Raw genomic sequence first — 1,276 nt, forward strand, 5'->3', positions numbered from 1 at the left:
ACCATTCTTGCTGGACAAACGAGCGGCAGCGTCACCTTCCCAGCCCCAGCCGACGATGCCTACGTCGATGCCGGTACACAAACCATCAGCATCAGCAATGCAGCCGGTGGCAATTACGAAAGCTTGAACACCAGCGACACCGCGACCATCACGGTTCAAGACACCATTGACACCACCACCGTTACCCTGGGCGATGTCACCGTCGATGAAGGGGGTAACATCACCTTAACCGCCAATGTCGAGAATGCACCGAAAGATACGCCACTCACCATTACCCTGTCCAATGGCGAAGTCATCACCATCGCGGTGGGGCAAACGAGCGGCAGCGTTACCTTCCCTGCCTCAACGGATGATGCCTACATCGATGCCGGCAGCCAAACCATCAGCATCAGCAATGCAACCGGTGGCAATTACGAACAATTGGATACCAGTGATACGGCAACGATTACCGTTCAAGATACCATTGATACCACCACCGTCACCCTGGGCGATGTCACCGTCAATGAAGGCGGTATGGTGACCTTAACCGCCAATGTCGAGAATGCACCGCAAACAGACTTAACCTTAACGCTGTCCAATGGAGAAGTCATTATGATTCTCGCCGGGCAAACGAGCGGCAGCGTCACCTTCCCAGCGCCAACCGATGATGCTTATATTGATGCCGGCAGCCAAACCATCAGCATCAGCAGTGCATCTGGTGGCAATTACGAACAATTAGATACCAGCGACACCGCAACCATTACGGTGCAGGATACCATTGATACCACCACCGTCACCCTGGGCGATGTCACCGTCAATGAAGGCGGCACCATCACCTTGACCGCCAACGTCAATAATGCACCGCAAACCGATTTAACCTTAACGCTGTCCAATGGAGAAGTCATTACCATCCTCGCTGGACAAACAAGCGGCAGCGTCACCTTCCCAGCGCCAACCGATGATGCTTATATTGATGCCGGCAGCCAAACCATCAGCATCAGCAACGCAGCCGGTGGCAATTACGAACAATTAGATACCAGCGACACCGCAACCATTACGGTGCAGGATACCATTGATACCACCACCGTCACCCTGGGCGATGTCACCGTCAATGAAGGCGGCACCATCACCTTGACCGCCAACGTCAATAATGCACCGCAAACCGATTTAACCTTAACGCTGTCCAATGGAGAAGTCATTACCATCCTCGCTGGACAAACAAGCGGCAGCGTCACCTTCCCTGCGCCAACCGATGATGCTTATATTGATGCCGGCAGCCAAACCATCAGCATCAGCA

1 protein-coding gene is annotated in these 1,276 nt (G+C 53.6%); it reads left to right on the forward strand.

The genetic code is table 11. From position 1 onward, the window contains the following. Window positions 1-1,276: immunoglobulin-like domain-containing protein (locus tag ELY11_RS12445; protein ID WP_325049679.1), on the forward strand; the 1,276-nt coding region annotated here is incomplete at both ends.

The sequence above is a fragment of the Legionella septentrionalis genome (genome assembly GCF_003989745.1).
Taxonomy (GTDB): Bacteria; Pseudomonadota; Gammaproteobacteria; order Legionellales; family Legionellaceae; genus Legionella_A; species Legionella_A septentrionalis.